At 57.6% G+C, this 24385-nt stretch carries 35 protein-coding genes; 23 read left to right on the plus strand and 12 right to left on the minus strand.

The genetic code is table 11. From position 1 onward, the window contains the following. Nucleotides 1-146 precede the first annotated feature (146 nt). Nucleotides 147-725: a LytR C-terminal domain-containing protein gene (locus tag BN1241_RS07605; protein WP_054953044.1), complete on the minus strand. Its 579-nt coding sequence runs from the start codon at nucleotides 723-725 to the stop codon at nucleotides 147-149. A gap of 168 nt (nucleotides 726-893) precedes the next feature. Between BN1241_RS07605 and BN1241_RS07610 the strand changes: the two genes are divergently transcribed. Continuing rightward, nucleotides 894-1820: a hypothetical protein gene (locus BN1241_RS07610; RefSeq protein ID WP_054953045.1), complete on the plus strand. Its 927-nt coding sequence runs from the start codon at nucleotides 894-896 to the stop codon at nucleotides 1818-1820. A gap of 48 nt (nucleotides 1821-1868) precedes the next feature. On the opposite strand, the gene BN1241_RS07615 is transcribed toward BN1241_RS07610, so the two are convergent. Beyond that, entirely contained in the window at nucleotides 1869-2351 is a 483-nt protein-coding gene (locus BN1241_RS07615) for a heme-binding beta-barrel domain-containing protein (RefSeq protein ID WP_054953046.1), read from the minus strand. A gap of 91 nt (nucleotides 2352-2442) precedes the next feature. Continuing rightward, the gene (locus BN1241_RS07620; RefSeq protein WP_054953047.1) at nucleotides 2443-3894 is read right to left on the minus strand and encodes a DEAD/DEAH box helicase; all 1452 of its coding nucleotides are present in this window, start codon (nucleotides 3892-3894) and stop codon (nucleotides 2443-2445) included. A 283-nt stretch (nucleotides 3895-4177) separates the two neighbouring features. Here BN1241_RS07620 and BN1241_RS07625 point away from each other — a divergent pair, with 283 nt between their 5' ends. After that, nucleotides 4178-4615 carry a DUF488 domain-containing protein gene (locus tag BN1241_RS07625; protein WP_054953048.1) on the plus strand — a complete coding sequence of 146 codons (438 nt, stop codon included), beginning with the start codon at nucleotides 4178-4180 and terminating at the stop codon, nucleotides 4613-4615. A gap of 703 nt (nucleotides 4616-5318) precedes the next feature. Here BN1241_RS07625 and BN1241_RS07630 read toward each other — a convergent pair. The 6 genes from BN1241_RS07630 to BN1241_RS07655 form a co-directional block, all read right to left on the minus strand. Next, entirely contained in the window at nucleotides 5319-6557 is a 1239-nt protein-coding gene (locus BN1241_RS07630) for an IS256 family transposase (RefSeq protein ID WP_054951813.1), read from the minus strand. An 854-nt stretch (nucleotides 6558-7411) separates the two neighbouring features. Further along, nucleotides 7412-7783 carry an ImmA/IrrE family metallo-endopeptidase gene (locus BN1241_RS07635; protein WP_054953049.1) on the minus strand — a complete coding sequence of 124 codons (372 nt, stop codon included), beginning with the start codon at nucleotides 7781-7783 and terminating at the stop codon, nucleotides 7412-7414. A gap of 58 nt (nucleotides 7784-7841) precedes the next feature. Continuing rightward, nucleotides 7842-8141 carry a hypothetical protein gene (locus BN1241_RS07640; RefSeq protein ID WP_187117616.1) on the minus strand — a complete coding sequence of 100 codons (300 nt, stop codon included), beginning with the start codon at nucleotides 8139-8141 and terminating at the stop codon, nucleotides 7842-7844. A gap of 185 nt (nucleotides 8142-8326) precedes the next feature. Further along, nucleotides 8327-8689: a RelA/SpoT domain-containing protein gene (locus tag BN1241_RS12995; RefSeq protein WP_187117617.1), complete on the minus strand. Its 363-nt coding sequence runs from the start codon at nucleotides 8687-8689 to the stop codon at nucleotides 8327-8329. Nucleotides 8690-8946: 257 nt separating this feature from the next. Beyond that, nucleotides 8947-9936 (minus strand): HIRAN domain-containing protein, encoded by a 990-nt coding sequence (locus BN1241_RS07650; protein ID WP_147599329.1) that lies wholly within the window; start codon nucleotides 9934-9936, stop codon nucleotides 8947-8949. Between the two features lie 18 nt (nucleotides 9937-9954). Next, nucleotides 9955-10650 (minus strand): helix-turn-helix domain-containing protein, encoded by a 696-nt coding sequence (locus BN1241_RS07655; protein WP_054953052.1) that lies wholly within the window; start codon nucleotides 10648-10650, stop codon nucleotides 9955-9957. Nucleotides 10651-10816: 166 nt separating this feature from the next. Between BN1241_RS07655 and BN1241_RS07660 the strand changes: the two genes are divergently transcribed. Both BN1241_RS07660 and BN1241_RS07665 read left to right on the plus strand, forming a co-directional pair. Continuing rightward, on the plus strand, nucleotides 10817-11122 hold the full coding sequence (locus BN1241_RS07660; RefSeq protein ID WP_054953053.1) for a helix-turn-helix domain-containing protein: 306 nt from the start codon (nucleotides 10817-10819) through the stop codon (nucleotides 11120-11122). A 35-nt stretch (nucleotides 11123-11157) separates the two neighbouring features. Beyond that, nucleotides 11158-11925 carry a phage antirepressor N-terminal domain-containing protein gene (locus BN1241_RS07665; RefSeq protein WP_054953054.1) on the plus strand — a complete coding sequence of 256 codons (768 nt, stop codon included), beginning with the start codon at nucleotides 11158-11160 and terminating at the stop codon, nucleotides 11923-11925. Nucleotides 11926-12057: 132 nt separating this feature from the next. On the opposite strand, the gene BN1241_RS07670 is transcribed toward BN1241_RS07665, so the two are convergent. Both BN1241_RS07670 and BN1241_RS07675 read right to left on the minus strand, forming a co-directional pair. Further along, nucleotides 12058-12480 (minus strand): hypothetical protein, encoded by a 423-nt coding sequence (locus BN1241_RS07670; protein WP_147599333.1) that lies wholly within the window; start codon nucleotides 12478-12480, stop codon nucleotides 12058-12060. A 93-nt stretch (nucleotides 12481-12573) separates the two neighbouring features. Next, nucleotides 12574-12915 carry a hypothetical protein gene (locus BN1241_RS07675; protein ID WP_054953056.1) on the minus strand — a complete coding sequence of 114 codons (342 nt, stop codon included), beginning with the start codon at nucleotides 12913-12915 and terminating at the stop codon, nucleotides 12574-12576. 89 nt (nucleotides 12916-13004) lie between these two features. Here BN1241_RS07675 and BN1241_RS07680 point away from each other — a divergent pair, with 89 nt between their 5' ends. The 6 genes from BN1241_RS07680 to BN1241_RS07710 all read left to right on the plus strand — a co-directional run bounded on the left by BN1241_RS07680 (nucleotide 13005) and on the right by BN1241_RS07710 (nucleotide 16019). Beyond that, nucleotides 13005-13205, plus strand: coding sequence for a helix-turn-helix transcriptional regulator (locus tag BN1241_RS07680; protein ID WP_054953057.1), 201 nt, complete (start codon nucleotides 13005-13007; stop codon nucleotides 13203-13205). 137 nt (nucleotides 13206-13342) lie between these two features. Then, the gene (locus BN1241_RS07685; protein WP_054953058.1) at nucleotides 13343-13666 is read left to right on the plus strand and encodes a hypothetical protein; all 324 of its coding nucleotides are present in this window, start codon (nucleotides 13343-13345) and stop codon (nucleotides 13664-13666) included. Between the two features lie 92 nt (nucleotides 13667-13758). Further along, complete coding sequence (locus BN1241_RS07690) at nucleotides 13759-13938, plus strand: hypothetical protein (RefSeq protein WP_054953059.1); 180 nt, start codon at nucleotides 13759-13761, stop codon at nucleotides 13936-13938. Between the two features lie 190 nt (nucleotides 13939-14128). Further along, nucleotides 14129-14443, plus strand: coding sequence for a hypothetical protein (locus BN1241_RS07700; protein WP_054953061.1), 315 nt, complete (start codon nucleotides 14129-14131; stop codon nucleotides 14441-14443). Next, nucleotides 14440-15480 carry a PD-(D/E)XK nuclease family protein gene (locus BN1241_RS07705; RefSeq protein WP_054953062.1) on the plus strand — a complete coding sequence of 347 codons (1041 nt, stop codon included), beginning with the start codon at nucleotides 14440-14442 and terminating at the stop codon, nucleotides 15478-15480. Before BN1241_RS07700 ends, BN1241_RS07705 begins: the two co-directional genes overlap by 4 nt. After that, nucleotides 15477-16019: a hypothetical protein gene (locus tag BN1241_RS07710; RefSeq protein WP_054953063.1), complete on the plus strand. Its 543-nt coding sequence runs from the start codon at nucleotides 15477-15479 to the stop codon at nucleotides 16017-16019. Before BN1241_RS07705 ends, BN1241_RS07710 begins: the two co-directional genes overlap by 4 nt. A gap of 112 nt (nucleotides 16020-16131) precedes the next feature. Here the strand turns inward: BN1241_RS07710 and BN1241_RS07715 are convergent, their stop codons facing one another. Continuing rightward, nucleotides 16132-16827: a hypothetical protein gene (locus BN1241_RS07715; RefSeq protein WP_147599335.1), complete on the minus strand. Its 696-nt coding sequence runs from the start codon at nucleotides 16825-16827 to the stop codon at nucleotides 16132-16134. Between the two features lie 311 nt (nucleotides 16828-17138). Between BN1241_RS07715 and BN1241_RS07720 the strand changes: the two genes are divergently transcribed. The 13 genes from BN1241_RS07720 to BN1241_RS07785 all read left to right on the plus strand — a co-directional run bounded on the left by BN1241_RS07720 (nucleotide 17139) and on the right by BN1241_RS07785 (nucleotide 24312). After that, the gene (locus BN1241_RS07720) at nucleotides 17139-17549 is read left to right on the plus strand and encodes a hypothetical protein (RefSeq protein ID WP_054953065.1); all 411 of its coding nucleotides are present in this window, start codon (nucleotides 17139-17141) and stop codon (nucleotides 17547-17549) included. Continuing rightward, on the plus strand, nucleotides 17542-18117 hold the full coding sequence (locus tag BN1241_RS07725) for a bifunctional DNA primase/polymerase (protein ID WP_054953066.1): 576 nt from the start codon (nucleotides 17542-17544) through the stop codon (nucleotides 18115-18117). The genes BN1241_RS07720 and BN1241_RS07725 overlap by 8 nt, the downstream gene beginning before the upstream one ends. Further along, complete coding sequence (locus tag BN1241_RS07730) at nucleotides 18117-19535, plus strand: AAA family ATPase (protein WP_054953067.1); 1419 nt, start codon at nucleotides 18117-18119, stop codon at nucleotides 19533-19535. The genes BN1241_RS07725 and BN1241_RS07730 overlap by 1 nt, the downstream gene beginning before the upstream one ends. Before the next feature lie 270 nt (nucleotides 19536-19805). After that, nucleotides 19806-20153 carry a hypothetical protein gene (locus BN1241_RS07735; protein WP_054953068.1) on the plus strand — a complete coding sequence of 116 codons (348 nt, stop codon included), beginning with the start codon at nucleotides 19806-19808 and terminating at the stop codon, nucleotides 20151-20153. Between the two features lie 16 nt (nucleotides 20154-20169). After that, nucleotides 20170-20451, plus strand: coding sequence for a hypothetical protein (locus tag BN1241_RS07740; RefSeq protein ID WP_054953069.1), 282 nt, complete (start codon nucleotides 20170-20172; stop codon nucleotides 20449-20451). Continuing rightward, entirely contained in the window at nucleotides 20444-20827 is a 384-nt protein-coding gene (locus BN1241_RS07745; protein WP_054953070.1) for a hypothetical protein, read from the plus strand. The genes BN1241_RS07740 and BN1241_RS07745 overlap by 8 nt, the downstream gene beginning before the upstream one ends. Continuing rightward, a complete protein-coding gene (locus BN1241_RS07750) occupies nucleotides 20824-21123 on the plus strand; it encodes a hypothetical protein (protein ID WP_054953071.1) in 300 nt (99 codons plus the stop codon). Before BN1241_RS07745 ends, BN1241_RS07750 begins: the two co-directional genes overlap by 4 nt. Further along, a complete protein-coding gene (locus tag BN1241_RS07755; RefSeq protein ID WP_054953072.1) occupies nucleotides 21120-21479 on the plus strand; it encodes a DUF4326 domain-containing protein in 360 nt (119 codons plus the stop codon). Before BN1241_RS07750 ends, BN1241_RS07755 begins: the two co-directional genes overlap by 4 nt. Then, on the plus strand, nucleotides 21476-21742 hold the full coding sequence (locus tag BN1241_RS07760) for a hypothetical protein (protein WP_054953073.1): 267 nt from the start codon (nucleotides 21476-21478) through the stop codon (nucleotides 21740-21742). The genes BN1241_RS07755 and BN1241_RS07760 overlap by 4 nt, the downstream gene beginning before the upstream one ends. A 148-nt stretch (nucleotides 21743-21890) precedes the next feature. Beyond that, complete coding sequence (locus BN1241_RS07765) at nucleotides 21891-22535, plus strand: class I SAM-dependent methyltransferase (protein ID WP_222704421.1); 645 nt, start codon at nucleotides 21891-21893, stop codon at nucleotides 22533-22535. A gap of 130 nt (nucleotides 22536-22665) precedes the next feature. Beyond that, complete coding sequence (locus BN1241_RS07770) at nucleotides 22666-22959, plus strand: hypothetical protein (RefSeq protein ID WP_054953074.1); 294 nt, start codon at nucleotides 22666-22668, stop codon at nucleotides 22957-22959. Nucleotides 22960-23244: 285 nt separating this feature from the next. After that, the gene (locus BN1241_RS07780; protein ID WP_054953076.1) at nucleotides 23245-23442 is read left to right on the plus strand and encodes a hypothetical protein; all 198 of its coding nucleotides are present in this window, start codon (nucleotides 23245-23247) and stop codon (nucleotides 23440-23442) included. Nucleotides 23443-23601: 159 nt separating this feature from the next. Further along, entirely contained in the window at nucleotides 23602-24312 is a 711-nt protein-coding gene (locus BN1241_RS07785; RefSeq protein ID WP_054953077.1) for a helix-turn-helix domain-containing protein, read from the plus strand. Nucleotides 24313-24385: the final 73 nt, after the last annotated feature.

Raw genomic sequence — 24385 nt, forward strand, 5'->3', positions numbered from 1 at the left:
GTGAATCTTGGGTGGAGACGTTGCTTGGAGCAGGGAAATGATTGGTTTCACGATTGCCAGGATCAGATAATCCAGGTCTTGAGTGCCAACTGATGAGGGCTGAGTGAATCAAGTGCGCTCGGGTCACGCGTGAATGTTGGGGTTGGTTAGCGTTCGATGACGACGCAGTTCTCCGGATTGGTCAGCTCCTGGCCTGCCTGAAGCTCGGCAAGTTCCCCATCGGGACGCATTTCCGTGAACTCCTGACCGAGCACGAGATCGAGAACCTCGGTATCTGTTGTGCCGTCGAGTAGGACTGTGGCGGAGGGGAACATGCGGGCGAGAGTGTAGGCCTGGGGGAGAGCGTTCAGGGAAGAGTAGACAACAACCGGGGCCTGCGGTTCGGAACCACCCCAGTTCAATTCATCGGAGATGACGATCCCGTACTCGGATAGTTTCCCGCCAACATTCCCCGCCAAGCCCGTTCTCGTGCTCGCGTTGTAGACACGGACCGTGATGGAAGAGGGCTCAACCGAGGTCGTTCCCTCAACGAGGCAGGGCACCACGTTCTCTTCCTGTTCGGCCGCGGTCGAGAAATCCCGCTTCATGGGGAAGGGCAAAATGTTAGTGAACCAGAGCAAACCGAGCACCAAGAACAGCGTCAAAACAAGACCGATCGAACCGAAGATCACGGTCTGTCGCTGTTGCAGGCGCTGACGGTAGCTGTGCCGGGGATGAGAGTTCACCCCCTTACGTTATCTCACCCCACACGTCCGGTCTCCCTAGACACGGTTTTCCCACCGTGTCAACCATTGCAGGGCGCATAGAGTGACAGTGGGATACCTCTCCCCACTTGCATCCCCAAGTCGGGGCATGAAAGTTCCTAGAATAGGTTGGGGCCAGAGGAGGTGACCATGCGCATACGTAGCATCGCGATAATCGCTACACTTGCCTTGGCGGGATGTGGATCGGTCACCGAAGACCAGGGCACTAAAGTTACCTCCGGCGAACAAACCACCACCTCCGCACCCAGCTCCACACCAACAGGTGAAGCAGCCGAGGGAACCGAAGACTCCGGGGACACCGAATTCGAGTTAGGTATTCGTGAACCCGAGGGCGCGGTTGACGAAGCTACCCCAAACTCCCCGGACAGCGATGCTGGGCTGAGTAGAGAACCGGCAGACGATGCCGAAGACAGTTCGGACCCGAAGGGTGGAGCTGGGCTGAAACTGGCACCCGCGAACCCCGGCTTCCTCCTTGGAGAAGAATTCACGGTAGGGGATGAAACCTTCCAGCGGCTGGTTCTGCCCGATGACTACAACATCGACACGTTTAACACGCTGATCGAGCACAGCAACTTCACGTTGGCAGATGAAGATGTTCTCGACGCCATTTACTTCACGACTCGGTTCGCGACCGAAGAGCTCGCCACCTCCGAGCTTGCCTTCAACTACACAGAAGAAAGTGCGAAAGCGTGGATGGATGACCACGCACATATCTTCGTCCATCCGGAGCTTGCCGAGCAGGGCCTGCTCAACACAGAAAACCCCAACGACTCTCTCGCACTGCTCTACACCAACAACGGTTGGGACAGAGGCAATCCACAGACCAAGTCCCGGGTCATGAATCTCGAGGCAAATATCCTGTCCCTCGATGAGACCAACGATTCCCTCGTCATCATCCACAAGGTCAAATTCGAATCGACAGTCAGCGGGCTTGCCGACTTCGAGGGAAGCTTTATCGAAGAAACTACGCTCGTTGCCACCTACGAAGTGCAACAGGTCGATGGCGAATGGAAGATCGCCGACTACTCCACGAGCTGGGAAACCGAATACAAGTAGCCGTACAGCACCAAAAACCGGACCGGTTAGGCAGTGTCTGCTTGCCTCTTAAGGGTTCTCTCCTACTCGAACGAGATTGGTTTCGAGATGATTGGTGAGATTCTGTCCCACCGCCGCCATACCAAACGACGTGTGCAACCGATCCCCATCCACCACATACTTCCGCACCGTTAACTCCACCAGCTTCGCCGTCGACGAGTTGATGACCTGGGAAGTGAGCGACATCGAGAAGCCCGTATCGGTGGGGATGAGGGGGCCTTCACCGATCTCGGCCTGGCCCGTGGGGAGCGCAAGAACGAACTCGACGAGATCAGATCCCACCACCCGCACGTAACCCGTTTCTGTATGTATCGGTGTCCCGCCCGGCCCCCACGTACGCTGCTGATAGTGCAGGAACGGTTTGCCGATGTTGGTGAAGGTCAGCTCCTCATCAAACGTGAAGGACGGAATCGTCGGATAGTGGCCGGTTCCTTCCCCGCGCCACACACCAATCAAGGATTCCACGGGTGCCAGATTCGAATGAAGATCCATAGCCCCACTGTAGGGAAGAGTGTGGCAAAAGAGTTCAAATCCAGGTTGCTCGCTCCCAGACCTGGAACGAGGTGTGGAAGCGAGCAATGGGTTAGCTAGCTTGGCGGCGGGACCGCTGGCCCTGGGAGCGAGACGAACGGGAGGAGCGGGAGGTACTGTTTGAACCTCTGCCCCCATTCCGAGATCCGGAATTATGGGACCCCGAGCCCTGATTTCGGGAGCCACGGGCTGGTGAACCCCCGGTGTTTGCACGCGACTGAGAACCGTGTCCGCGGCCTCGCGAACCCTGAGACTTCTTGGAAGCACCGCCAGAACCGGTCGCCGCAGGCTGCTGCGGGCCTTTTCCGGCCATCTCCGCCGCCTCTTCGGGAGTGAGGTAGTTCCGCGCACCGGGTGCGAGCTCCCTCAGGATCGGGTGCTTCGGATCAGCATCGGTAAACTCCGGCTGGATCCGTGCCTTGTGAAGCAGAGACCGAACATCACCTCGCTGCTCGGGAGTTTCGAGCGTGACAACGGTGCCGGCCTTGCCGGCGCGGGCGGTACGACCCGAACGGTGCAAGTATGCCTTGTGCTCGGCAGGCGGGTCGGCGTGAACAACAAGAGAAACATCATCCACGTGAATGCCGCGGGCAGCAATATCCGTTGCCACAAGCGTGGTTACCCGGCCCGAGTGGAAGGCCTCCATGTTCCTATTGCGAGCATTCTGCGAAAGGTTGCCGTGCAAATCAACCGCAGGAACACCGAGCTTAATCAGCTGCTTGGCGAGCTTCTTCGCACCATACTTCGTGCGTGTGAACACGATGGTGTTGCCGGGGGCTGCCGCAAGAGCAGCAACGACTTCCAGACGATCATCGGCTGACACTCGGAGCACGTGGTGATCCATGGCGGAGACGGGGGAGAGCGCCGAATCGGCTTCGTGAGTGATCGGCTTGTGCAGGAATTCCTTGACCAGAGTCGAGATGCCAGAATCAAGTGTCGCCGAGAAGAGGAGTCGTTGGCCACGCTCGGGAGTCGCCCTCATGATCCGGCGAACATTGGGCAGGAACCCCATGTCAGCCATGTGATCGGCTTCGTCAATAACGGTGATCTCAATGGCGGAAAGGTCAACGAGCTTCTGACTCATGAGGTCAAGCAAGCGGCCCGGACATGCGATGAGAACATCGACTCCGGCCTGCAGGGCGCGCGCCTGAGGATTCTGGTTCACACCACCAAAAATCACGGCGGACTTCAGTGATGTTTTCTTCTCCAGGACAACAAGGGACTCGTGCAACTGCAATGCAAGTTCACGGGTCGGAGCCAGAATAAGGGAGCGAGGCTTCCTGGGCTTGCGGGGTGAACCTGACTCGAGGAGTCGAGACACGACAGGAATAAGGAAAGCAAAGGACTTTCCGGAGCCCGTGCGACCACGCCCCAGGACATCGCGGCCACGGAGCGAGTCTGGAAGCGTTGCTTCCTGGATCGGGGTGGGGGAGGTGATGCCGTGGTCAGCCAGAGCAGTAACCAGGGCAGCGGGCACGCCAAGGCGTGAGAAATCAGAAGACATAAAGTCGAATCAACCAATCGGGAGTTGTCTCACCGGGGTGTCACTTTTTAAAGCACATGGGCGTCATGCAGGATTTGACGTGACCTGCGCGCCAGCGGCCCGGGGTAAGACTCAGCGGACCGATGTATCCACAGTAGCAGGTGACAGGAAAGACAGAGGATACGGTGGTGAGAGTCACCAGGCTTCTCGCGTGCCATCCTGGTCCAATGACAACCTGTGGCTTTCCTTCCAGTTGAGAAATTCCATCCGGGCGTGGCTTCCTAAGGGCTGTAGGATCAGGGTCATGGCTGAGCAGCGTTTCATTGGATGGGGTTACGAGGGAAAGACGCTGAATGATCTTTTGGAGACGGCGGCTCAAACTCGCGCTTACGCCATTGTTGATATTCGGAAGAATGCCATCAGCAGGAAGAAGGGCTTCTCAAAGACTCGCCTACGGGAAGCAGTTGAATCTGCTGGCTTAACCTATGTGCACCTTCGTTCGCTCGGTAACCCAAAAGATAATCGAGCTGCTTTCTCTAAGCCAGGTACTCCCATGGCTGAGGCTGCTCACTCCCGATTTGAAACAGAAATTCTGAAAACGCATGAGGGTCAACTTGCGATTCACACTCTCGCAAATTTGGCAGAATCTGGGCCGATAATCGTCCTCTGCTACGAATCTGACCACTCGCAGTGCCATCGAAGCCTTGTTATCGACGAGGTTAAGAAGATTCGCTCTGCGTAAAATCTAGAAGAGCCGAGCTAGTGGCGGATCGTAAGGTCCAAATAGGCCTAATGCCATACAAGATGCTCTGTTCGTTGGCTGTCCCTGATTCCCAACTAGAATTCGGGTGATCTTCCCTGGTTTGAACTTCTGATCAACAAATTTCTTCTGAAACTCCTGTTGTGCATACTCGATTGTTGGCTCACGCAGTCGACGTTCAAGTGCGCCTGCCTCCCAATCGATAAGGCTTAACCGATGACCTTTGCATTTTGGGTCTGTACAGGTGAACGTGAGGTAGATGCGGTACTTTGTCGGAGTTGGACGCGTTGCCCTGTGGCCAAATAAATCATCTTGAGCCCACTTGTCGATGGCCTTTTCCTGAGACTTGCTCCAACCCTCATTGTGAGTGACATGTAACTGTGGTCCCTTCTTAATCTCAATTGCTGCGAGTGACTGTCCCTCTGGGTCGATGGCGATTGCCGCCTGGAGTTCGCACAGTGAGGGTGCGGGCAGTTCGGCGATTAGCTCAGATCGCCGATTCCATCCTTGAACGAGTTCTCCAGAGATTATCGGGTCAGATGTAATTCTGAGGCTTTCCTCTCGAAGGTCGTTTCTTGGACGGGAGACCCCAATATCGATGCATTCGTACTGTTTAAAGGGTCAAGTCCCGTGTAGTGGTGTAGCGGTCTAGCTTTCGGCTCGGTATGAAGTTCGGGGTTTTGGGTTAGGCGGTTAGCTGGTGTTGGTCGCCATGATCACCTCCTGGGTGGTGCATGAGGTGTTTGGTGTGTTCGAGTGCGGACAGTGACATGTAGCGCTTTTGTTGGATCCAATCGTCGTGTTGCTCGGCAAGAACCGCACCGACAAGCCGGATGATGGATTCGCGGTTCGGGAAGATGCCCACGACATCGGTGCGCCGGCGGATCTCCCTGTTTAACCGCTCGGTGGGGTTGTTCGACCACACCTTCGTCCAGACTGGTTTCGGCGCTGCGGTAAACGCCAACACCTCATCAAGCGACTCCTCCAGATAGGCCGCAACCTGCGGGAATTTCGGCTCCAACAAGTCGACGACCTCCCGGGCTTGTCCCCAAGTAGATGAGGCATCGGGTTGCTGGAAGATGGTCTGGAACATCGCAGAGACCATCGGCCACTGTGTCTTCGGGACCTTTTCGTAGAGGTTTTTCGCGAAGTGGGTGCGGCACCGCTGCCACGACGCATCAGGCAGCACTTCAGAAATGGCGTGCTGGATGCCTTCGTGGGCGTCACTGGTTATAAGGAAGACACCACAAAGCCCGCGGGCTTTTAAGTCCTGGAAGAAGCCTTTCCACGATGCGTTGGATTCCGCAGTGGCGACATGTATGCCGAGCATTTCGCGGTACCCGTCAGCGTTAACACCGGTGGCCAAAAGTACGGAGCATTTGACCACCCGGCCGCCTTCGCGCACTTTGATCGTCAATGCGTCGCAGGACAGGTAGGCGTACCCGCCGGGATCGAGTGGGCGGTTTTTGAAGTCTGCGACCATCTCGTCGAGTTCTTCCGACATGCGCGATACTTGGGATTTCGACATGTTGGAAATCCCAAGTGTTGCCACCAGGTCATTCATCCTACGGGTGGAAACCCCTTTGAGGTAGCAGGTCGCGATCACAGTCGATAAGGCTCGTTCGGCCCGTGAACGTCGCTCTAACAGCCAGTCCGGGAAGAACGCGCCGTGGCGCAGCTTCGGTACCGCCACATCGATCGTGCCGACCCGGGTGTCGAGGTCTCGGTGACGGTACCCGTTACGGTGGTTGACCCGCTCAGCAGAAGCGACGCCGTATTCAGCCCCGCAGACGGTATCAGCCTGGGCGGAGAGGATCTGGTTGATAAACCCTTGCAGCATCTGACGCATCAGATCCGGGGAAGCCTGTGCCAGCAGATCGTCCAGATAGGTTGCAGGGTCGATAGAATGCGGAGCAGCGGTCATCGTTACGTGCCTTTCGGTGAGATGTGGTAGTTGAGTCGAAAGGTTACTGACGGTGGCCGCCCCAATATTTCCCAAGGCCCACCATCAGAAAGCGTTACACCACACTAAGGGACGCAACCGTTTAAAGGACCGTTCATCTCGGAAAACAGACAATCGAATCGGATAAAGACGTACCCATCGTAGGGGTTGAGTGCCACCCCAGCGACGCAAACAGTCTCTTCGTGTTTTAGCGAGGGAGTTGGTTGAGCCTTTACGAATGGTATGAAACGAATTGTTCTTCCTAGTCGGTCTAAATCCCGAGCTTCTTTGACCAAAATATCTAGTTGTTCCACGATGTTGTGTTTTTCCTAATCCAGCCCGCATCGTTGCGGTCTTGTGGTGGCGTCAGCACTTTCCTGGTGGCAGTAATGCTTCCGCACTCCGAGCAAGACACGAACTCATATTCTCATTTGATAGGAGTTTGGTCCCTTGGATCTGGATGTTCTTAGATTGCTTAGTGGAGTGCTAGTTCTGTGGACAAGTAGGAATTTCGAAGCGACGTAGTTTTTCTTAGCCCGGCTCCTGTTGCCGTATCGGTTGGTTGCCCGACTGAACCATCGAGTATTGAGCGAGGAGGGTAGTCAAAACCGACACGAAATGATCTATACGCCGTGCTATACGTTCAAAACTAAGTTGCTACAGATCAAAAGATTTTCCGCGATCTATCAATGGATTGATAGATCGCGGAAAATGGCGGAGGATGGGGGAGTCACCGCTCCTCGTTGGTATCATGCGGGAAACCGCCCTCCGGCAGTGGTGACTGTACCCCCAACGTACCCCTAGCAGTTTTGTTCACTACTGGCAGACAAAAACACCTACGCTACACGCCGTAGCGTCCGCTGGAATGCTTCCACAATCCAGTCTGTCACGTCGAGCTCATCCGCAATACCGTGGATGTTAGTGCCGTGGATCCGCTCAGCCAGGCGATACTCGGCTTCGCTCACGAGTAGTCCTGCAGCATGTTCATCCACCCACGCCTCACGAGCCGGCTCACACGGCCCATCATGCCCATACCAGGCATGCACCGCCTCATGAGCCAGCGTGCACCGCTGCCATGTAGGGGAGAGACGTGCATCCACGATGATGAGCCGCTGAGCGTGCCAATACGCACCCGGCAACGGCCACGGCAGGAACACGACATGCACACCCGCATCCTCGAGAGCGGCGATGAGATCAGATTCAGTCACGAACTCGAGGATATACGCGGGGCCGGACCAATCGGCCCGGCCCCGCGAAGTTCCTGGTCTATTGCGCTGAGTGATTTAGTTCCATCCGTACCAGTTCGTTCAGAACGCTGTCGATGGAGCTGTGTGCCTCGCTCTTGAAATAGGTCGAATGAGTCTCCCGAACGGATTCAAGGGAATCGGATCCAATAAGAACGATGTCGAAAGACTTTCGATGGCGATACTTTCGCTCCGCTTCAGCGTAAGCGTCCAAAGCGCGCTCTGAGTCCTCCCCGAATTCCGTCATATCAACGCTGTCGTTTTCTCTGTCGTAGACAAAAAGGAAATGGAGAATGGGAGATTCTGCCGGATTTTTCATCATGTTCACCCCTCCTAATAAGCAAATTGTACCGCACCGTAGCGAACCGTCTAGTCTACAGAAAGTCCCGAAAGAAGTTCTACCAAGGCCTCGACAAGGTCGCGAGACAGGTCCTCTTGCGCCTCGATTTCGGCAAGCTTGTCGGATATGTCTTTGAATCTTTGGTGTATTTGTGTAGTGCCGTCGCTCTAGTAATTGAACCCAGTGAGAGAGGAGTACCTTTCTGTAGCCTGCGCCCACTGGTGCATGATCGCGGTTCTCAATTGCACCTCATAAACCAACCCATCGAATTGGGGCGCGATATGAATAGCTCGATACCCGGAAACGCGAGGCTGCTCGATGTAGTCGATCACCTGCACATCGGGTCCCCAAGTTGAGACGATCCAATCTCTCAATCGATACAGATCGCTGATGCCATGCTCTGACCCAAGAATCACGCGACATCCACCAATATCCCTCATGCGCGAGAAGTCCAGACGAGCTTCCCTCGAGGACAGCTTCTCGATGATCGTTTCCTCACGCTTAAGGCGTTGAGCAACTTTCCCGGTCAAGCCAAGCGTGGAGAGGAAAGACCGCAGTCCCATGTTGATACGAGTGAGACCCGGAGAGAATGACCTCCGGTAGGCGCTTACGGTATCAAGGGCTTGGTTGTACGTTTCTTCATCGCAGTCACCCCGCTGGTACGCCCTAATACGAGAACCAGCCTTCTTGACGGAGCTCTTTGACCAACCCTTCGCTTTACGATCCCCCATCTCAACCCTTCCCACCGTCGGCGCTTGGCTGTGCATGCGGGGACGCCGCCGGCATGTCATTCATCGTCGTCCCATTCGAATTCGCGGCGCTTGACGGACTCAACCGCCGTTGGTTCTCCCTGGGAGTCGAGCCAGTCACGGGTCACGTCTGCGGCACGTGCAACATAGAGAACGGCTTCTGCTTTGAGTGGGGAGCCGCCTATCACGCCTTTCGCAACTGCGACCTTGCCACGTTCGTTGACGTACTCGACTAAGGGCAGCATATTGGCCGACTGGACGTCAGACAGCCAGCCGATCTGCTCCTCATCGAGAAAGACGTTGACACGCTTCTTTGCCGAGTTAGGGCGGAAATCGTAATCGATCTTCAGTCTCAACCAGGCCATTATCTCGCCGCTATCTGGCACATGAGGGGCCAGGATGTCGGTGAAGTTTTCTTCACCAATAACCTGCATCCGGGCACCGTCCGGAAGCAGTGCTTCTCTATCCGTGGGAGGGTTCCCATGGGCGTTCAGTTCGCTCGTCGCATTGATGTGGAAGTACGCGCGGGCGCGAACCTTAGACCCGTCGAGTCGGGCCCAAATACGGCCTGGGACTTCGAGACTCATTCCTATGTTCTCGATAACGGGTTGGAGCTCTGCTGATTTCCCGGAGGGCACGTAGCCGACGTGCCAGCCTTCACACCATACGGCCACGGCGTTGGCACCATACGGGTTGGTCGGATCGGGTACGAGCTGCAGATTCACCGCTCGATCTGCACCCGACTGGGTTCGGAAGCCAAGCTCGTCGCCGAGGAGAGCTTTGAAGCTGTCCGGGCGAGCGAACTCGCCCTCTACTTCGATCTGATCACTGAGACGTCCCCAGATTTGTCGTCGTTGCGGCGTCGGCTGCGGAGGACGATGGTCACCATTAGTTTTGTTGTCCGTTGCTCGGCCACTAGTTCCCCTATTTGAAGGGGACAAGGATCCAATTTCCGGTTTTTGCGCCTTCTTCTTTCGGCGCCACCAGACGAATAGGGTGATTAACCCAATTAATATGATTGGCTCCATTGAGCTGATTCCTTTCTTTCACTCCCCTACGTCGTTGTGGGGGTCCGGCTGGGTGTGCGGACTAGCTGCCGGCATGTAGTCGGACTGCAAGGCCTGGGCGAGCTTCGCCTGTGCAAGATCGTCATAGTCAGCAACCGCGTCTTGGTAGTCATGGATGTTGTCAAAGCCGGCCTCTGCCGCTTCCTTCGCCATTTCTTCGTTAGCAGCATCCTGCTGAGCCTCATAAAGCCGATCCTGGGCGCGGAGTCTAGTTTCACCGAGTGTGGAGGGGCCTAAATGGATTCTCGAATTGCGAATTTCGCGTGCTCGTTGGCGTGCTGCGGCATCGGCGAAGGACCGAACTTCGATCATCTCGTCCGGTTCTAGGCCGTCGAAGATCTCCGGGTTAAGGGTAAGTGCGATCTTGCTCGCCGAGAAGGACGAGACGGGTCGCTGGGAGTCTTTGACTACGGATGCCGCAAAACCCCGCGAATGCATTGGATACGGCTCGGGCTGTCCGCCCTGGAGCACTGCGTCGCTTGACCCAGGGGACCATTCGAGAGCGTTGTCGAGCTTCATCAAAGAGTCTGAGCTGACATTGGGAAGCCGCCCGAGCTCGATGCGGGAGACGGTTGTCGTTGAGGGTCCGCCGCGTTGTGAGACCTCGATTTGCGACAGGCCAAGTTCAATTCGGCGGGCCTTTACTGCCTTGGCTAAAGCTTCATAATCCGTCATGCCTAGATAGTCTCAAAAACCTTTGGCAAACACCTAACGTATTTGGAAAACACCGCGCCTAGTTATGCCTGAAATTACAAGGATGTAACTTCACTTTATTGGCAAACTGGTGCCGTTTGCCTAAAAGTTGCTTGCAATGGATAGGTGTTTGCCGTACATTCTAGGCATGGCAACAAAAGCACTAGGCGTGACTGAAAAGCGGGCTAGGCTCCAGCCCCCAGTCATCACTCTTAAGGGGCTCCGGAACATCCTCGGGCTCTCTCTCGCTGAGGCATGTGCGCTCATCGAGGAGAAGTCTCCAGAAATCACGATCTCTCGAGGATCCCTTTGCGCCATCGAAAACGGCTCTAGAGGTGCATCCACAGCGATGCTGACCGCTCTCGAAGTCGCTTACGGCCTGGATCAAGGAGACCTCGTCACCAATTACGAGCCGCGTAGCCGGCGTAACCCAAATGAAAAGACCGCCGCGTAGCAGCGCGACGGTCCTAGCGAAAGGAATCAACTTTCATGTCTCACCTTACCGCAGTCCCCTTCCACGGGACGAACATCCACGCGATCAAGAACGATGACGGCATCCACGTCGCCGTCCGCCCCATCTGCGAATCGCTTGGCATCCAGGCGGATGCGCAAGTAAAGCGACTGAAGCGTGAACCCTGGGCAGTCACGTCCATCAAGGATGGAACTGGAAACGACGGGAAGCGTTACCAGATGACCTTCGTGGATCGTCGGACGTTCACGATGTGGCTCGCCACCATCCAAACCAGCCGCATCAAAAACGAAGCAGCACGTGAACTCCTCGAGGCCTACCAATGCGAAGCCGCTGACGCCCTCGACAAATACTTCCACGAGGGTGGAGTCATCAACCCGCGCGCGTCCGAGCACCAGGTGAACGCGATCATCCGGCAAGCCCAAATGAAGATGGAACTCTGCCAAGCAGCCAAGGGCCTCATCCACGCCGACCACCTCGAAGCTAGGGCCCGCATCGTTCTCGCTGAAGGGCTCGGTGAGAACCCCGTCATCGACCAGGCCAAGCGTCCCCTCTACGTCCAGGCATACCTCGAGCAGAAGAACCTCTCCACCAGCCAGCTCCGCAAGGTGGCAGGCACATTCGGAAAACGATTGAAGGCCGCCTACACGTTGCGCCACGGCAAGGCTCCTGACCAGTACCCGCTCCAGATCAAGAACGGGCAGATCAAGAACGTCAACGCCTACACCGAGGCTGACCGTCCGCTCATGGACGAGATCTGGACCGACTACTACGCACAGGTGATCTGACCATGACTCGTATGAATGCGCTGTTTGTGAAGCCCACGCTTTGGAACTACCTCTGCGAAGCGGCTCGCGAGTGGTGGCATACGTGGCACGCGAAGAACGCCCCCATGAAGAGGAATGCTCGTCACATCTACGTCATGTCTCCGCTGACAGCTCTACAACTATGGGATCCGTCAACTGGTCAACTCGGACCAGGATCTTTTGGGGAACGCCAAGTCTCCACTGCCCAATCCGATCCGGGAACGCGACCTTCGCCTGAAACGACACGGACTCCCCAGGTTCAAGACTCGTCTGGTTCCCAAGGAGTAGCAGAGTCGTCCGAGCGGGCGCAGGAAGCTTCTCAATCTCTTCAAGGGCAATCCCACTTATGGGTTTCCTGCCCACGTTGCGCAGCACAAATATTCCTCTATCTAGCCCGGCCTTCCGGTAGTCAGCCTTCAACGCATATGCCGGAGGGCGACTAGTGCTCCAGTTCAACCAGTTCCAAACGCCGTTGGCAGTCGTGCCGACAACAGCAACACCAAGCGCCCACCACGCCGGGTCGTTCATCCATTCCATACCAGTGACTCTATATAGAGAGGTCCAGCCATGACCCGCATGAATACCGAACACATCAGCATTAGTGTTCCAGAAGGCTTGACCGAGCTTGCCCTAAAGGTCAGCAATGTTGACGAACTTCGAGATCCCTCCCTCAAAGTCAAACATGATCGCGCCATCCTGGACCTCGAAGACCTCCGTTTTGGTCCCAGTTTCAGTGTTGGTGATGTACGCCTGCCCGTCATCCACGAGAACGACGGTGATGATCTTCGAATTGGTCAGGATCTTAAGCTCAAGCTTGGCGATAGCTTCAATTGTCGTGCGAACCATTTGAGTAAGTTCCCGAACGGTCGAACCAACATCGTTAAGGTCTCCGTCCTGCAGATTTTTAAGGCGCTCGTTGAATTCGTTTCTCGCCTTGTCGGTAGCGGGCAAAAGCTCGTAAGGGACATCCATGATTCTTCCTCTCCCGTAGGTGGTTCCAGCAATCCCCACCCTACGGGAGAGGGACCCACCACATCCTCGGAATTAGAGGATGAAGCCTGATGTCCAGTGTGAAGGAGCAGCAGCTCCAAATGATCACCAGGCAACGCGCAGCCGAACTCGCTGACGTGTCCCTCTCGACGGTGGACAGGTGGATCCTGCACGGCGATCTCCAGGCCTACAGGCTCGGACCTAAAGCCGTCCGCATCCGCCTCACCGACCTCCAAGAGTTCATGACCTCCCGCACCTGGGACGACCTCTAACCACTCTTTTTCCAACGAAGGAAACCTGTCATGAAAACCCTCATCCCCACATGGGCGTTCAGCGTCCTGAAATGGGTGCTCCTGCTCGAAGCCTCCGTCGCGACTGCGTTGCTTATCGACTGGTGGTGGACAGCAGCATGAGCCACTACATCGGCGCGGAACTCGTCGAAATCAAACACCGACCACCCCGCATCGTCACCATCTTCTCCCCGAACGGGCCAGCCTCACAAGGCCCCGACTATCAGGTCGGGCTCTCGCTCGGGGAAGCCGAAGAACTCGTGAACGCCTGGTGGAACCCGACAGGGCCCAGGATCTTTGAAAACTTCACGCTGGCCAAAGACGACCAGGAAATCCACGTCTATTTCCCGCACGTCACCCTCCTTCTCGGACTCGACCGCCTCGACACCATCCGACTCATCAGCGACCTCGAAGACATCCTCAACGCAAAGCAGACAGCATGACCGCCGAATATCTCGCAGGCATCGTCATCGTCTTCACCATCACTGCCGGAATCATCTACTACGCCTACCACATCAGCCGAAGGAAATAAGTCATGGAAACCACTCTCAGGGACCGCGCCCACAGCCACGAAAACGAGGCATTCGAAGCACTCCACAAGCCAGCTGGGACCGCTCTTGCACGGGCTGGTGTGCGGCTCGCTCTCGCCCACCTCCGCCTCGCAGCGTCTTATCACGCGGCCGCCAACGACAACCAAGAACAGGATCAGAAATGACCGTCCTTCAGCATTGGACCCTCCGCCGGATCACCGGCGGTAGCGGAACGATTTCCCACCCATGGTGGACCACCGCCCCCGGCTGCCCCCAAGAACGCCACGCCACCCGCTGGTGCAAATGCCGACCCCACCGGACCAAGAACGCTGCACTCACCTACATCCGCCAACAAGAACAGAAAGAACAAGACCAATGAACCCGATTAATGAGATTGTTGCCGAATATGCGGCACTCAAAGCCCAGGCAGACCGCGACCAGAAACGCCTGAAAGAACTCCGCGCACAGATCCTCAACGTGCTCCCCGACGGAGGTAGCGCGGGGGAGTACCAGGTGAACGTGTCCCGTCCCAAGACCATGGACTGGGCGAAGGTTGAAGCAGCGTTCCCCGCTTCCGCCTACCCGCAAATCTGGACTGCGCTTGATCGTGACGCAGTGAAGGATCATGTGGCTCCCGCAATCCTCGACACCTTCACCACCGAGGGAAGCCCCAGGATGACAGTCAAATGACCAGCCTGTCACTCACCCCCATCACCCCCGCCACGATCACACCATCCGCACCGGCACCGTCTGGTTCGCTCCTCGTGCCGATCAGCGACAAGACCGGGCCCGGGAAAGACATTGAACGTGACAGGTGGGGCAGACCGTTGATCATCCCCCCACACGGCGGCAAACCGGTCCCCTACACGCGGTGCACGACCTTCGTCGGTTCTCTTGATGACAAAGAGAACTTGATGAAGTGGAAGGCTCGCATGACCGCGATCGGCATGGCTCAACGAGACGACCTCGTCCTCCAGGCCCGTGCGGCTGACCCTGACGATAAGAAAACCCTCGGCAGGGTCGCCGAAGCCGCAGCCGAACATGCAGGAGCCTCCCAACGCGCGACGATCGGGACCGAACTCCACGCCCTCACCGAACGGCTCGACCGAGGCGAAACTCTGCCCGATATGGGGAAGTGGCAGCCCGACCTCGACGCCTACCAGGACACAACCCGACGGCTCGGGCTGGTGTCGGAAGAGATCGAAACGTTCGTCGTCAACGATGAGCTGCAGATTGGTGGCACGTTCGACCGCGTCTACAACGTGGGTGGGCAACGGTATATCGGTGACCTCAAAACCGGGTCCTCGCTTGATTGGGGGACTGGGACGTTCGCGATGCAGCTCGCCGTCTACGCCAACAGCCTCCGCTACCACGCCGAAACTGGTGCACGCGACAACCTCAACGTCCGCACCGACCTTGCTGTCCTCGTCCACCTCCCCGCCGGTACAGGCCGATGCGACGTGTACTGGCTTGATATCGAGAGGGGATGGGCCTCCGTTTCCCTCGCGGCTGCTGTCCGTGAATTCCGGAAACTCAAACGGGACACGTGGCTCCGACCCTTCCAGCCCCTCATCACCCCCAGCCCCCGAACCCTCATCGACAAAGCGACCAGCGTTGATGAGCTCAACACAATCTGGTTCGACCACCAGTCCACCTGGACACCCGACTTGACCGCTGCAGCCGCAGCCAAGAAAACACAACTCACACAGAAAGAAGCATCACTATGACCGCGATGAACCCATTCGCGTCCATCCCGTCCCCCTCCGACGGAATCACCTGGGCCGACAACAACGGTGCCCTCCTCATCCTGCAACCCACCGCCATCGAGACCGGCATCCAGACCTCCTACGGATCCGCCGATGCGGTCCGCGCCAACGTGTGGGTGCTCGACGGCCCCAACGCCGGCGAAGTCCATGACGACACGTTGGTCTTCCCGAAACTCCTCCAGTCCCAGCTGAAGTCCCGCATCAACCAGGTTGTGCTCGGCAGGCTCGGTCAAGGCGTCGGGAAACCAGGCCAGTCCGCTCCCTGGATGTTGAATGAGCCCACCCAGCAGGATGTGCAGACCGGCATGCAGGCCTGGGAACGCATCCAATCCGGCACCACTCCCGCACAGCCCGCACAGCAACAGCAGGCTCCGGCGCAGCAGGCTCCGGCTGCCACCACCCTCCAACCCCAAGCACAAGCACAGGCTCAGCCGGCATGGGGACAACAAGCGCAGCAGGCTCCGGTCCAGTCACAGTACAACGACGCTCCGCCTTTTTGATCGCACCCGCACCTAGGTGACGGTAATCGCCCTGCTGGCAGGCACACCCGGTTCGAGCCCGGGGAGGGCACCAAGAAAACAGTGAAGAAGCCTGTGAAGGAGAGAAACGATGTCAGGAACCCAGAAGCCCGGCGGTTGCCGCTGCGGAGATCACTCCACCGGCGGCACCAGTGAAAATGTCTCGACCCCACGTCTGACTAATCTGGATCAAGCATTCGAAGAAGTCTTTGCGACGTTCTTCGGGGACAAAGGAAGTCACAGGGAGACTGGCTCCGGAGACCTCGAAGGACAAGGACCTGAGGGCCGTCAAGTCAACATCCTCCCCATCAAGGATGTCCAGTCCCCGAGCGATCAAATAGTCGAGGTAGTTGCGAAGGCCATCCGGGATCTCGCTGATCAGCCCGATCTCCTTGCGCAGTTTCTCAAAGGCTACACGCAGGCCCTCGAGCTCCTCGCTGCCGAGAACAGTGGGGAGTGAACCAGCATGATCCAAGGTCCTGACCAGGTTCTTTGCCGCGATCAGATCCGAACCAGAAAGCCCATTGGCTCGAGTTTGTTTCCAATTATATTCCGGAAGATTCAGCTTCCTCCACAGGACCTCAAAGAGTCCTTCGTTATCAGCCACAACATCATCGGCTGCTGTCGAGATGGTTTCACATGCGCGGATTGTTTCACTCAGCAACTCAAGCGCCCGAATATGACCCTCTCGAGGCGAGTCGTCAACAGCGCCGTAAAAGCCCAACAGCGAAGGCTCCTCAGCCATCCCCTCCATCAGGGCCAGCAGGTCGCGCAAGGGGTTATTACTCATGACCACATGGTACCGAGCGGAACGGTCGGTACCCGATGAATTACCTGCCTACGTCGCACGACGTTCATGATGGTTCTGCTAGCCTGTCCGTGAGGCCTGAAAAACCTCATACAGACCGGGTTAGCTACGCCGATACCGTGGCTTTCTTTGACGACGGCATTATGCCGAGCGTGTCCGTGAATACAACACCCTCCGGGGGAATAGCGGACGGACCGTGTCTGTACGGTTTTTTCAGCGTCTCGGTGCCTTCGTCGTCCCTGAAAAAGATGCCGCAGGCACCTCCATCATCGACAGACCGATTTGGAGGAGTCATGGCGAAGCCATACCCAAACACCCTGCGTGACTACACGCACGTCCGTCACCTTCGACAGGTGATCCTCTCCAAGGCCATTGACTTCGGTGTCAGGCGCCGGACCGACCCATCTTTGACTGGCCTGGTGGAAACATCTGAAGGCTGGGCCAGGATCCTGGCCCGCATCGAATGGACCAGGCACGGACGCCGAACCTGCTGGACTCGCCCCGACCCTATAGGTGACGACCTGTATGTTGCCATCGACGCAGCCAACATGTTCACTCACCCCCGGACACAAGCGACCGCACTCACCACGGCATATACCGCGCACGAGAACAGCTGCTGGTCGGTGATTGTCGCGCGACCCCTCAACGATTACCCAGTCAACCAGCTCCATGGCCTCACCGAATTCGAGGGAACCCATGAATAGTTATGACTTCGCGAAAGACATCACCACCAATGACGAGGACGCCCTCACCCTCTGGCAAATCATGACCAGAGCCCACCACCACGAACAAACAACCGAAGCACGCCTCTCAACCATCGAAGCGTTGAAAGCCACGGCCCACTGGTACGCCGGCCATGGGCACCCCGTCTTCCCCTGCGTTCCTGGTGAAAAGCGCCCCGCGACTGCGCATGGTTTCAAAGACGCCACCACCGACCGTGCCCAGATCGAAACATGGTGGACGCACATACCGGCAGCCAACATCGGCCTCCCCACCGGACACCAATTTGATGTCATCGACATCGACGACATCGCAGCCTTCGACCAAGTCATCGCCTTCGTCCGCGACGGCCACATCCCCAAACCCATAGGACTCGCCACCACCCCCCGCGGATACCACCTCTACATCCCACCAACAGGACTCGGCAACTCCACGAACGTCATTCCAGGAGTCGACTACCGAGGCATCGGCGGCTATGTTCTCGCCGCCCCATCCCGCCTCACCAACGGCCGAAACTACCGCTGGTCATGGACACAGATCGGACAACAGTAATGGACTACGCCTCCAACCCATTCTTCTCCCGCATGGTCAAAACACATGCCACCAGCGAGGCAAACCCTTTCACACCCACCCCCGTCGACGGACCCTCCAACTACGGGACCGCAGCCCTCACAAGCGAACTCGACATCCTCGCCAACACCATGCCCGGCGGAAGAAACCACCAACTCAACAAAAGCGCGTTCAACATCTCCCAACTCATCGCCTCCGGACACATCGACCCCACGATCGCGTGGGACGCGCTCAACACGGTCGCGAGACAGATAGGGCTCACCGAGTCGGAGATCCAGGCCACCCTGAAATCCGCCTACGGGGCAGGCTCCGCCCAACCCCGACACGTCGACGACATCACCCCGCCCGAGACAGTGGTGTTGCAACCCGTACCTAACCCGAACCCGCAACCGACACAACCCGCAGAACCACACGCGACAGAGACAGAACCAGTTGCACCCATCAGCCTGGAAGACTCCGTCCGCGAACACCTCCCCATCCTCGACTGGCACGCCCTCTGGGAACAAGACGACGAAGAAGAATGGATCCTCGAACCCCTCATCGCCAAACGACGCGGCATCGTCATCTACTCCCCACCCAAAGTCGGCAAATCCCTCTTCTCCCTCGAAATGGCCGTCCACATCTCACGCGGAGAACCCTGGCTCGGCACCACCATCGACGCCCCCCACAACGTCCTCTACGTCGACTACGAAAACGACCCCAGAGGAGACACCAGGGCACGCCTCCAAGCCATGGGATACGGCCCCGACGACCTCCAGAACCTAAAAATGCTGTCCTTCCCCACCCTCGACGGCCTCGACACGTCTAAAGGCGCACAACAGCTCCTCGCAGCCTGCCAGGTCTACGAATGCGACATCGTCATCATCGACACCATCTCCCGCGCCGTCGACGGCGACGAAAACGAAAACGACACCTGGCTCGCCTTCTACCGCAACACCGGCCTCCTCCTGAAACAGAACGAGATCACCATGGTCCGCCTCGACCACACCGGCAAAGACGAATCAAAAGGGCAGCGGGGTGGGTCAGCGAAGTCGGGTGACGTCGACGCGATCTGGAAGCTCTCGAAAGTCACCGAGGACGGATCCAAACTCCAACTCAAACTCGACGACGCCCGCATGCAAATCACCGACCGCACCCTCATCCTCGACCGCATCACCGACCCGCTGCACCACAAGGTGGCAGGAGCCGGCCAGATGGCTGCCTGGGACGCGAAAGTCAACGAGATCATCCAAGCCCTCGACGACCACGGCTTCGACCGCGACGTCGGCCGAGGCAAGGCCCGCGAACTCCTCAAGGGACTCGGGATCGTCGCAAGGAACGAGACCATTTCCGAGGCGATCAGGCAGCGCAAGAACAGGCCCTACGCCCTCCCGATCGAACTCAATCAGGAGGAGAAATGATGCCCCTCCCTGCCTACGAAAACCTGTCCCCGCCCCTCGGGGACAGGTCCCTAAAAACCACCTGCCCCAAACGTCCCGGGACAACAAAATTCAGGCCGACCGGGACAGCCGCCAATCGGCTCAACACCAACGCTTTCACCTGTCCCCAGATTCCACGGGACAGGTGGGGACAGGCGAACTCGGTGTACCTGTCCCCTTTTCCGCACCCCTTAAGGGGTGCGGAAAACAGACACCTGGGACAGCACCCCCACACTGAGGAGAACCGTGACAGTGAAACTTCAAGAAAACACCTGCTTCAAATGTGGCCAGCCCACAACCACCACCCAAGACTTCATCACCCAAACCTGGGACCTCACCCCCATCCCACGAGCCGATGCAACTTGGGTCGCTTTCCTCTCCCGCCCCGTCCTCGCCATCACCACCAACGGCCAACGATGGCACGCCCACACTGCCCGCACCCACCACGACCTCCCCAACAAATTCGACACCAACACGTGGCTCACCGAACACCGCTGCCACCACCCACCCATCCCCGAAGCCGGAAACCCCATCACCCTCACCCCACCCACCGTCGAGATTGATTTGTTCAACCAAGCAGACGACCAACCTCCCTACTAGGAAAAGAGAAAGCGAAATGACACACCTTGTCCATCCCGAAGAAATCGAAACGATTGTTGGTGCGACCAGAGAGCAATCTAGACACATTGCTCGAGCCGTTAGCTCAGAGCAGACGGTGTACATCCTGCACTCGGTCGAATGCAGAGACACCGTGGAGGATCTTCGAAACTGCGATTTTTCACTGGCCCTCGACCGTGGAATCAATCCCGATCACTGGAGCGAATATGAAGACCGGCCAGTGCATGTTTCGGTCCTGAACGGTCAACTCATCCCCCTCAAGGAACTTGTCAATGGCTAGGAATCGTAAGAGTGCGAAATCGGCCGGTACACGCTTCGAACGACAAGTCGCAGACTACCTCGCGCAACATGTTGATGATCGGATCGATAGACGAGTCAAAACCGGAGCTAAAGACCGTGGCGATATTGCGGGCCTCCGACACATGGGTGGGCGTGTAACTGTCGAATGCAAGAACACGGCGCGTATCAGCCTCGCAGCGTGGGCGCAGGAAGTGGAGATTGAACGCGGCAATGACGATGCGCTCTGCGGCGTGATTATGCACAAGCGTCAGGGGAAAGGCCGGCCGGCAGATCAGTGGGTGACGATGACCCTCGGGGACTTCGTTGCGCTCATCACCGGGAACAGAGGGCATTTAGACAAGGAGAAAGAACGATGAGCACGCCACCACCGTTGCCGGACTGGCTCGACGCACCCGCCATAAGGGCGCGACAAATGAGGGACAAGGAAGAGACCGATGAGGCTATGCGATTCATGCTCGAAAGGGCGCTTGCTTTAGAGCTTCGAGTGAACCGTGGCATGACGAAAAAGATGGTGGACCGCTGGCTGGACGAGGTGCGCGCCGAAGCGTGGGATGAAGGTTTCGACGCAGGGGAGCGTGACGCTTTCGACTTAGACGAGAACCCAGACCATGAATGCCTAAAGAACCCCTACCGGAAGGAGAAGAACGCATGAGCCGCCCGAGACGTGTCCAGCTTCGCCGCACCAAGGGCTGGCGCATGCCTGAGAACACTATCAAAGTCGCCCGCCCCACCAAATGGGGTAACCCCTTCAAGATCGGTGGCTACTACTACTACGAAGATGGCGTGCCGGTGGCTACGGGGCACGCGAGCGCGGGAGCGAGAGTTGAGGACCGTGACCACGCAGTGCATCTTTTTGAAGAACTCATTGAACTCGACGGCTATGAGTGGGGCTGTGTCCGTGATGTTCGGGAGCTTCGGGGGAAGAACCTCGCCTGTTTCTGCCCGCTCGACCAGCCATGTCATGCAGATGTGCTCCTCGAACTCGCCAACAAGGAGCCGGGCGCATGAGTAGCTTCAAGAAGATGATGGAAGCGCTGGATAAGCCGGTGAAGGGAGTCCCGACAGTGGACCAGGTTCGGGCACGGTTTATCGACTACGAGACCGAGATGTCACATTGTGCCGGATGGATTGACGGCGTGAGCGACGAATACGGCGAAGCGTTCGACCGTTGGCTTGATCTGGTGCGCGCCGAAGCCTGGCTCCTGGGAGTTGGAGGCGGCATGTTCTACGGCCCACTTGACATCCCGCCCAACCCGTACCGACAGGAGTAGGACGCATGAGTGAGTCGACTCCGACGGGTGTACCGATCATCGACTGCACCACCTGCGGGAAACGGCATCCCGCTAGTCGTCAGCATTGCCCGACCTGCGGGCTGGCGACCCTCTGGCACCCGCACTGCGTTTGGGAAGGACAACCATCATGAGTACATTCAAGAACCGCAAACTTTGGATTGATAGCCGAGGCATGCCAGTAATCACGACAACATCAAATGGGGCACGAAATGCGGAACATTGGGGATGGACCCCTGCAATCGCAACCCCGAGCGAAATGGCAGGACGCATGACTGGCAAGGTGCTTGACCCGACGTGCGGGGCACGCATGATGTGGTTCAACAAAACCGACCCGCGAGCAATCTACGGCGACCAGCGGACAGAGACCCACACCCTCTGCGACGGACGCACCCTCAACATCACCCCAGATGTCGAGCTGGACTTCCGGGAGCTACCCTTCGCTGACGAAACCTTCCGTCTGGTCGTGTTCGACCCGCCCCACCTGACCAACGTCGGGCACTCGTCATGGCTCGCAGCAAAATACGGGCGGCTTCTACCTTCCTGGCAAGACGACATCACCGCAGGCTTCGCGGAGTGCTTCCGCGTCCTCAAACCGGAGGGAATCTTGATCTTCAAGTGGCCGGAGGTTCAGGTTCCTCTGGGTGACGTTCTCGCGTGCACGCCGGAAAAGCCGTTGTTCGGGCACACAGGCACCAACCCGACAACGCATTGGATGACGTTCATGAAGGACGCATCCCCCGACCATCACTCAGATAAGGAGACGGACGCATGAACTTCTTAACGCCCTTCTGGGAGCACCCCGCATGCGTGAAATGCGCCGGCTGCGGGAAGCCACTCGTACTCAAATGGTCGAACAGCGCAATCGGATACGCGATCTACCACGGTTCTTGCAAGGAGAAGCCATGCTGAAAACCTATCGCCAATCCCACGATCTCTGGGTGACCACCGGCGAGTTAACGTTCCCGACCCGGATACCGCCACACCTCGCCAGGACCATCGCACGCGAACTCCGTGCCCTCGCCCGCAAACCCGGCAGCCGGCGATGGACCTGGGAACGGCACCGACTCGCCGCCACCACCACCCCAGACACCATGACCCTCACCTTCCACGACACGATCACCGTCGCCATTAGCCGAGACGAACTCTCACAATTCATCAGCGAGCTACAGACCCACGGATACGGGAGACAACAATGATCAGGGTCCGCATTCACAAACGAAAAAACAAGCCACTCCCCGGACACCCCAACCGCGACATATGGCGGTGGCGAATCGACAAAACCCACTCACGCGGCGCAGACACCATCCGCAAAGGCGACGCCCCCACATGGAAAGAAGCCTGCCGAGAAGCACAACTCGCATACCTAACCCAAAAATGGGGCGAAGCCAACATAAGACAAGTTCAAGAATTCGCAAAACGCATCGTATCCGTCCACACTATCCCGGCTGACCAATGGCAGACCTTCCTCAAGGAGCCCAACAATGACTGACCTCGACCCCTTGGAGCATGTTGCGCGAAAACTCTGTATAGCAGACGGAAACGACCCCGACAGACATGTTTGGGAACACGACGAATACGGGAGGCGGACCGTCTCAGAACCAGCCTGGACCCACTACGTCCCAGTGTTTGAAAAGCTCCTCAGCGCACCAGTTGAAACCGAAGGAGACGACGATGACTGACCGCTATCCGCCACGTCCACAGGACTGCGCCACCTGCAACATGCACGGCCCTGAACTGCCACCTTCTTCCAGTGCGCTCCTCGACTTGCACCGCGCTAGCCACGACGCCGTGCAAGCGATCGCCCAACCGTTCATCAACTTCTTCGAAAGGCACGCCCGATGACTGACCTGGACCAGGCACGCACCCACATGCAGGACATCATCCAGTGGTGGGACATCCTCGGCGACGTCGCCGAAACCGCGACCGGAGTCGTGGGACACAGGCTCTCCATGACCGGGGTGCACGGTACACCGAAAGACGCCACTGTCACCGCGATCCTACAGATCGACGCTGTCGACACCATCCAGAAAGACGTGGAGGCGCTCGCGGGCAAGCTTGGGTGGCGTCCCCGCCGTGATGGCGACCCGAAGATTTACATTCTTGGGAACCTCGAATGGGCCGCGTTGAATCTCGCACCCATCGAATGGACCGTCCCTATCGATGACCTCCACCGCCGGGTTGGTTCACTGACCGGCCATGCACCACGGCCCACACAGCGCCTCTGTCCACTCTGCGGAGAGACCCTGAGGATCATCCCACCAGACAGACCCACATGGCACACCGCCTCAGAACGACGCGCAGCCGCGTCAGAACCAGACCGCTTCACCTGTGACGGCTGCGGGGAAACACGCACGAGCGAAGAAATCGAGACCCTTTTCAGGTGGCGGATTTCGAATGCGGATGCCCAGGTTCTTCCTCGGGAAGCGTCCCGGCTCCTCGGGATCCCAGAGCAGACGATCTACTCATGGATCAGGCGTGGCCTCCTCGAGCGCACTGGGGAAGCAGTGAGCCTCTCAGACACCGCAACACTACGGAAGGACCACACATGACATTAAAGAGCCAATGGTGCATAATGAAACCAGGGCGGAAGCATACCCAGAGTTCAAAGAAGAGCTGAGAAAT

It is taken from the genome of Flaviflexus massiliensis (assembly GCF_001375495.1).
Lineage (GTDB): Bacteria > Actinomycetota > Actinomycetes > Actinomycetales > Actinomycetaceae > Flaviflexus > Flaviflexus massiliensis.

Coding starts and splice junctions, on each gene's coding strand:
- BN1241_RS07610 (WP_054953045.1), top strand. CDS start 894: ATGCGCATACGTAGCATCGCGATAATCGCTACACTTGCCTTGGCGGGA.
- BN1241_RS07615 (WP_054953046.1), bottom strand. CDS start 2,351: ATGGATCTTCATTCGAATCTGGCACCCGTGGAATCCTTGATTGGTGTG.
- BN1241_RS07620 (WP_054953047.1), bottom strand. CDS start 3,894: ATGTCTTCTGATTTCTCACGCCTTGGCGTGCCCGCTGCCCTGGTTACT.
- BN1241_RS07625 (WP_054953048.1), top strand. CDS start 4,178: ATGGCTGAGCAGCGTTTCATTGGATGGGGTTACGAGGGAAAGACGCTG.
- BN1241_RS07630 (WP_054951813.1), bottom strand. CDS start 6,557: ATGACCGCTGCTCCGCATTCTATCGACCCTGCAACCTATCTGGACGAT.
- BN1241_RS07640 (WP_187117616.1), bottom strand. CDS start 8,141: ATGATGAAAAATCCGGCAGAATCTCCCATTCTCCATTTCCTTTTTGTC.
- BN1241_RS07650 (WP_147599329.1), bottom strand. CDS start 9,936: ATGGAGCCAATCATATTAATTGGGTTAATCACCCTATTCGTCTGGTGG.
- BN1241_RS07655 (WP_054953052.1), bottom strand. CDS start 10,650: ATGACGGATTATGAAGCTTTAGCCAAGGCAGTAAAGGCCCGCCGAATT.
- BN1241_RS07660 (WP_054953053.1), top strand. CDS start 10,817: ATGGCAACAAAAGCACTAGGCGTGACTGAAAAGCGGGCTAGGCTCCAG.
- BN1241_RS07665 (WP_054953054.1), top strand. CDS start 11,158: ATGTCTCACCTTACCGCAGTCCCCTTCCACGGGACGAACATCCACGCG.
- BN1241_RS07670 (WP_147599333.1), bottom strand. CDS start 12,480: ATGGAATGGATGAACGACCCGGCGTGGTGGGCGCTTGGTGTTGCTGTT.
- BN1241_RS07675 (WP_054953056.1), bottom strand. CDS start 12,915: ATGGATGTCCCTTACGAGCTTTTGCCCGCTACCGACAAGGCGAGAAAC.
- BN1241_RS07680 (WP_054953057.1), top strand. CDS start 13,005: ATGTCCAGTGTGAAGGAGCAGCAGCTCCAAATGATCACCAGGCAACGC.
- BN1241_RS07685 (WP_054953058.1), top strand. CDS start 13,343: ATGAGCCACTACATCGGCGCGGAACTCGTCGAAATCAAACACCGACCA.
- BN1241_RS07690 (WP_054953059.1), top strand. CDS start 13,759: ATGGAAACCACTCTCAGGGACCGCGCCCACAGCCACGAAAACGAGGCA.
- BN1241_RS07700 (WP_054953061.1), top strand. CDS start 14,129: ATGAACCCGATTAATGAGATTGTTGCCGAATATGCGGCACTCAAAGCC.
- BN1241_RS07705 (WP_054953062.1), top strand. CDS start 14,440: ATGACCAGCCTGTCACTCACCCCCATCACCCCCGCCACGATCACACCA.
- BN1241_RS07710 (WP_054953063.1), top strand. CDS start 15,477: ATGACCGCGATGAACCCATTCGCGTCCATCCCGTCCCCCTCCGACGGA.
- BN1241_RS07715 (WP_147599335.1), bottom strand. CDS start 16,827: ATGAGTAATAACCCCTTGCGCGACCTGCTGGCCCTGATGGAGGGGATG.
- BN1241_RS07720 (WP_054953065.1), top strand. CDS start 17,139: ATGGCGAAGCCATACCCAAACACCCTGCGTGACTACACGCACGTCCGT.
- BN1241_RS07725 (WP_054953066.1), top strand. CDS start 17,542: ATGAATAGTTATGACTTCGCGAAAGACATCACCACCAATGACGAGGAC.
- BN1241_RS07730 (WP_054953067.1), top strand. CDS start 18,117: ATGGACTACGCCTCCAACCCATTCTTCTCCCGCATGGTCAAAACACAT.
- BN1241_RS07740 (WP_054953069.1), top strand. CDS start 20,170: ATGACACACCTTGTCCATCCCGAAGAAATCGAAACGATTGTTGGTGCG.
- BN1241_RS07745 (WP_054953070.1), top strand. CDS start 20,444: ATGGCTAGGAATCGTAAGAGTGCGAAATCGGCCGGTACACGCTTCGAA.
- BN1241_RS07750 (WP_054953071.1), top strand. CDS start 20,824: ATGAGCACGCCACCACCGTTGCCGGACTGGCTCGACGCACCCGCCATA.
- BN1241_RS07755 (WP_054953072.1), top strand. CDS start 21,120: ATGAGCCGCCCGAGACGTGTCCAGCTTCGCCGCACCAAGGGCTGGCGC.
- BN1241_RS07760 (WP_054953073.1), top strand. CDS start 21,476: ATGAGTAGCTTCAAGAAGATGATGGAAGCGCTGGATAAGCCGGTGAAG.
- BN1241_RS07765 (WP_222704421.1), top strand. CDS start 21,891: ATGAGTACATTCAAGAACCGCAAACTTTGGATTGATAGCCGAGGCATG.
- BN1241_RS07770 (WP_054953074.1), top strand. CDS start 22,666: ATGCTGAAAACCTATCGCCAATCCCACGATCTCTGGGTGACCACCGGC.
- BN1241_RS07780 (WP_054953076.1), top strand. CDS start 23,245: ATGACTGACCTCGACCCCTTGGAGCATGTTGCGCGAAAACTCTGTATA.
- BN1241_RS07785 (WP_054953077.1), top strand. CDS start 23,602: ATGACTGACCTGGACCAGGCACGCACCCACATGCAGGACATCATCCAG.